The organism is Veillonella dispar (genome assembly GCF_937975875.1).
Classification (GTDB): Bacteria; Bacillota; Negativicutes; order Veillonellales; family Veillonellaceae; genus Veillonella; species Veillonella dispar_B.
Window position 1 is genome coordinate 1 of sequence record NZ_CALJSP010000157.1, and the last position, 5781, is coordinate 5781.

At 38.9% G+C, this 5781-nt stretch carries 4 protein-coding genes and 1 pseudogene; all 5 read right to left on the minus strand.

The window, feature by feature from the left end; translation table 11 throughout:
- Positions 1-1138, minus strand: a 1138-nt coding sequence (gene hydA, locus Q7P05_RS07655) for a dihydropyrimidinase (protein WP_303931450.1), incomplete at its 3' end; no start/stop codon positions are given.
- Positions 1135-2826, minus strand: coding sequence for a selenate reductase (locus Q7P05_RS07660; protein WP_303931452.1), 1692 nt, complete (start codon positions 2824-2826; stop codon positions 1135-1137). The genes hydA and Q7P05_RS07660, both read right to left, overlap by 4 nt.
- Before the next feature lie 28 nt (positions 2827-2854).
- Positions 2855-4183, minus strand: a complete 1329-nt coding sequence (gene ssnA / locus Q7P05_RS07665) for a putative aminohydrolase SsnA (protein ID WP_303931454.1) — start codon at positions 4181-4183, stop codon at positions 2855-2857.
- A gap of 52 nt (positions 4184-4235) precedes the next feature.
- Positions 4236-5171 carry a carbamate kinase gene (gene arcC, locus Q7P05_RS07670; protein WP_303931455.1) on the minus strand — a complete coding sequence of 312 codons (936 nt, stop codon included), beginning with the start codon at positions 5169-5171 and terminating at the stop codon, positions 4236-4238.
- Between the two features lie 69 nt (positions 5172-5240).
- A pseudogene (locus Q7P05_RS07675) lies at positions 5241-5781 on the minus strand (knotted carbamoyltransferase YgeW); the annotation flags it as partial.

Sequence of the window (5781 nt, forward strand, 5' to 3'; positions counted from 1 at the left end):
TACCCTTCTTGGGATACATGCCATATAGCTTTGCTGGGTTTTCACTAACTAATTTCATAAAATCTACAGCGCTCATATTGCATTGGTTTACCAACACATCATAAGCGACAATCCCTCGTTCCTCAGCACCTGGGATGCCACCAGGAATCCGGGTAAAGTCATGTCGACTCTTTAATTTTTGATCATTAAAGGTAAAGCTACAATGATCCGAACCAATAGTTTGGAATAGACCATTTACTAATGCATCCTTTAATGCCATTTGATCTTGTATCGTTCTCAGCGGTGGACTCATCACATATTTAACACCTTCAAAATCAGGCAACGTATATCGTGATTCATCAAGTACCAAATATTGTGGGCAAGTTTCACAAGTCACTTTATGTCCAAGGTCTCGTTCCCGAATAACCTCTTCTATACCCTCTTTAGAACTTACATGAACGACATGTACTGGATACTCTAATGCAGCACCGATTGTACTAAAACGCTTAATCGCTTCCGATTCAATCATGGCAGGTCTGGTGAGTGGATGATTACTTACATCTAATTCACCACGTTTACGTTTGTCAGCTACGAGAGCATCAATAAGATCACCGTTTTCACAGTGAGCCCCTACAAGCGCACCCGTTGGTTTTATAGCTTCAATAGCATCATAAATTTCTCGATCTGTTAAACGGAATCCATAAGCTAAATATACCTTAAAGGATGATACACCAGCTTCAACCACTTTTGGGATTTCACTGGCCACAGTATCATTCATTTCTACAAGCTCCATATGGAATTTGTAGTCACAGGAGCAATGCCCTGCGGCACGCTCCTTGTGAACCTCTAAGCCTTTACAAAGGGAGCCTTCCTCAGGAGAAGCAAAATTGATAATTGAAGTAGTCCCGCCAAGGATAGCAGCCTTTGTACCACTATCAAAATCATCCGCAGTAGACGCTAAGGCATTTGTCATCTGAAAGTGTGTATGAGGATCTATAAATCCAGGGAATACATAGCAACCTTTTGCATTAATAACTTCAGCACCTTCTGGAACAGAAAGGTGTTCATCAATGGCGACAATTTTGTCGCCATCGATAAGTAAATCTCCGGTAAGGATTCGATCAGTTAAGACCAAGTCCCCTTGTTGTATGATAATCATGATACATAGTACACATGCTCTTTACAGAAGGCATGTACGACTCCTTTCAATTCTTCAGGTAATGCATCGATGTCACATACGGCTTCTTCCCCTTTGAAGCGATAACCACAGCTAGTGCCTGTGATGTAGAATCCATCATTTGTACTATCTGCTAAAGCTTCGGCATTGTGGAAGAATGTAATGCGATCCTTGTATGGTTGACAAGGTTCTACGCAATGACATGCACAGTTACCACATTCATTACAGCTTTGATCAATATGGATAATCAATTTAGCATCATTTACAGTAACGACTTCATTACATCTATTAGGACATACGCGAACACAAGAGCCACATGTTACACGGCAGTGATAGTCAGAACTACGTGTACCTGGGAAGGATGGCATTGCTTCACGTTTTTTCTTCATTGCCTCGCTCTTCTTGAAGATTTTATTTTCACTAATATCTTTAGCAAGTTTAGCGATTAAATCTTTATGTACTTTCAAAGCAGCGTTGTAATCAGTAGATTCTACTTCATCGGCTAAACCTTTAAATGTATTGTAGCCTTCACCTTGAAGAAGAATTGTACATACTGTTACAGGCCAGATACCACAATCAAAGATAGCTTTGATATTTTGTTTTACAGCGCCACCGCTGTAAGACATTGGTAAGCGTTCGCCGAATTGAGCACTTAAGAGCTCAGCTACACCAATTGTTACAGGTAACAAGGATTTACCAGACATGTACATTTGCTCACCTGGCAATTCATTGTTGTGAATTTGTACAGGGAATGTATTTGTCAATTTAACGCCAAAGATCTTGTTGTGTTTTTCACCAAGAGCGATAAGACGTTCTAACATTGGAACAGCTTTATCAAATTGAAGGTCAACTTCGAATTGGTGATCTTCAAAATCAATGTATTCAAAGCCTGCATTATCTAATAACTCTCTAATGCGTTTTGGACCTAACAATGTAGGATTGCATTTCAAGTATAAATGAAGCCCTTTTTCACTGATAAGGTAAGAACAAATCGATTCGATTTCTTCTGCTGGGCAACCGTGCATTGTGGACAATGTAATTGCTTGGCAAAGTTCATCACTAATTGAGTTGATATAATCAACATCGATATGTTCAAATTCATCTACATGGTCAAGGCACCATTGTTTACAAGTATCCCACATAGGAGATTGAGATGCACTGCGCATTGTGTTGATGAATTTATCAACCATTGGGCTCTTAATACCAGCCAAGTTGTAACCAACACTCATGATGAATAGGAAACCATCTGGATCGCCTAAGCCTAATTCTTTAGAGATTAATTTTAAAGCGAACCATGCTTTGATATATTCATCAGCAGCTTCATCACAGCTATATTCAGAAGACCATTCTACGTTGTATGTTTCGTCTACAGAGTAGATACAAGGTCTAGGAATACCTAGTTCTTCGCCGTACATAATTTGTACAGTTTTTAATTCGATGCAACGAGCACCTGCTACATAAGATGCCACAATATTTTGTGCCAACTGTGTATTAGGACCTGCTGCTGGGCCTACAGGATTTTCAATAGATTTACCAAACATTGGTAAACGTTGTTCATGATTGATACGATGAATTTTATTTACATTATAAATACGATTGTACATCTTGTACTCAGTCATAATGTGGTTCATCAATTTTCCGAAACTTACCGGATACATAATGTCACTCATAATGTCACACTCCTTTAAAGCGCTTGCGTTATGGGTTTAGTCGTTTCCATAAACCTTTAGATGTTGCTAAAACTTCATTCATTACTTCAGCTTTGTCGATGCCTTGTAACTTACGATCGATCATACGTGGTACACCATCACTAATAGTTGTTACCACATACATACCATTAGCACCGAATAATAAGTGACCATTGATGTTATTTTCATCAAGTGGTGTTGGTGCTGCGTAATCAAGAACGATTACGTCAGCTGCAGCACCTTTTTTAAGGATGCCTACTGTAGTATCAAAGAATTCATTCGCCATTTTACGGTTGTTTTCAAATAGCATATGAGGAACTTCACCCCAGCCTACATATGGTTTATGTTGCTCATGTTTTACAAGACAATTTGCAACTTTGTAGGATTCTAGCATGTCATTTGTATATCCATCTGTACCAAGGCCAACTGTGATACCTGCACCTAAAAGCTTCAAAATATCTGTTGTGCCTACTGCATTACCCATGTTACTTTCAGGGTTATGAACAACCTTAGCTTGAGATTCTTTCAATAATTCCACATCTTGGTCAGTTACGTGTACGCAGTGACCAGCAATACTCTTAGGTCCTAAAATACCAGCTTCTACAAGTCGTCTTACAGGTGTCATGCCATATTTTTCTTTACTATCTGCCACATCTTCTGGGCCTTCAGCAACATGAACGTGATATCCTAACTTGTCTTCATTTTGTGCTTTCACATAATCTAATGTTTCAGGACTTAATGTAAAGGATGCATGTAAGCCCATCATAGCAGCGAGTCTAGATGGATCTTTTTTAGCCTCTTTACCAAAACGTACATTTTCTGCAACAGCGGCTTTCATCTGATCAACACCGTTACGGTCAGACACTTCGTAGCACAAACAAGAGCGAACACCAAACTGTTTTGCTACATCTGCAATAATAGATAGGCTATTAGCTGTTTCGCCATAACTTGCATGGTGGTCAAAAATAGTAGTTACACCATTTTCAATACAACCTAAATATGTAAGCAATGCGCTTGCCTTCACATCTGGAGCTGTCAGCTTATTATCTAAATAGAACCATAGGCCTTCTAAAATTTCACCAAAGTTTGTTGGTGCTGGACCTGGTAAGGATAAGCCTCGTGCAAGAGCAGAATAAATATGATGATGTGCATTAATAAAGCCTGGCATAATCAAACCGCCATGAGCATCAATAACTTCTGCCTCTTTATATTGTTTGCATAATTCATCATATGTACCAATATCTATAATCTGAGTTCCGTCAATAACAACAGCACCATCATAAATGATAGGTCTATCAGTATCGCGAGTAATTACAGTACCTTTTCCTAATATAATCATAGGGCACCTCCCCAACGAAACGTTGGATGCATACTTATAAATCCATATATTATTATAATACGATACGCGTACCTGTTTTTCCTGCTATACCATCCTTAGATTTTTCTAATAATGTAATAATGGAAACACGGCCTTTTTTAGATTCTGCAAATGCAATGGCAGCTTCTACTTTTGGTTTCATAGAACCTTCTGCGAATTCACCTGCGACTGCATATTCTTTAGCTTCTGCAACTGTGATTTCATCAAGCCATTTTTCATTTTCTTTACCAAAATTAATGGCTACTTTTTCAACCGCTGTTAAGATAACAAGTACATCAGCATCAATTTCTTGTGCTAACAAGCTACTAGTCCAGTCTTTATCAATAACTGCTGCTGCACCATGAAGTTCATTACCTTCTCTAGTTACAGGGATACCGCCACCGCCACAAGCAACGATTAATTGTTTACCTACTAAGCCTTTAATCGCTTCGATTTCGATAATTTCTTTAGGTGCTGGGGATGCTACTACACGGCGATAACCGCGGCCAGCATCTTCTTTTACAACATAATCGTAATTTTTTTCTGCATATTCAGCTTCTTCTTTAGTCATAAAGTGACCAATTGGTTTTGTAGGATTTTTAAAACCAGGGTCATTTTGATCAACTAATACTTGCGTAACCATTGTCATGGTTGGCAAATGTTCAATACCACGATTTAACAATTCTTCGTGAAGCGCATTTTGTAAGTCATATCCAATATATGCTTGGCTCATAGCCACACATACGGACAATGGTGTATTTGGTTGACCTTTTACTTCACGTGTCAATGCAGCCATCGCATTGTTGATCATACCGATTTGAGGGCCATTGCCATGCGTTACTACTACATCACAATTGGCTTCTACTAAATCAATGATTGTTTTAGCTGTACTTTTTACGGCAATTTTTTGTTCTGGAAGGGAATTACCTAATGCATTCCCGCCTAATGCTACTACAACTCTTTTTTTCATGTTATGCCTCATAACAAACTATTTAGAATAAAAAGGAGCCATCATCACGGATGGCCCCTAAACTTTACTTTACGGTTGAACTCGGTCAGTTCCCTTCCGTTCTAATTCTTTTAAGGTTTCTACAGGATTCTTAAATTTGCTTAAGAAGATCATAGCTGCAATAACATATGGTTTGTAGCTTGCTTCTTTATAAAGAGGTACACGATAGCGATCGAATACTGTTGCGTCTACTTCGCCTTCTTCACAACTTACACCTGTAATATCTGCTGGTAAGCAATGTAAGTAAAGAGCTTTACCGTCTTTAGTGAGACTCATCATCTCTTCAGTACATGCCCAATCTTTATGTTTACCATTTTCTTCAAGAAGAACTTTTTCTAATGCTTTAATGCCTTCATGGTCGTTTTCGCCATATAGTTTCGTACGTTTTTCCATCGCACCAAATGGAGCCCAGCTCTTAGGATATACGATATCTGCATCTTTGAAAGCATCCTTCATGTCGTTAGTTCTACGGAAGGAGCCGCCGCTTTCTTCAGCTTGCTTCTTAGCGATTTCTTCAACTTCTGGCATTACTTCGTAGCCTTCCGGATGTGCTAATACAACTTCCATACCT

What these genes read in the sequence shown, in the direction of transcription:
- arcC (WP_303931455.1), bottom strand. Translation starts at nt 5,171, where the DNA reads ATGAAAAAAAGAGTTGTAGTAGCATTAGGCGGGAATGCATTAGGTAAT.
- ssnA (WP_303931454.1), bottom strand. Translation starts at nt 4,183, where the DNA reads ATGATTATATTAGGAAAAGGTACTGTAATTACTCGCGATACTGATAGA.
- Q7P05_RS07660 (WP_303931452.1), bottom strand. Translation starts at nt 2,826, where the DNA reads ATGAGTGACATTATGTATCCGGTAAGTTTCGGAAAATTGATGAACCAC.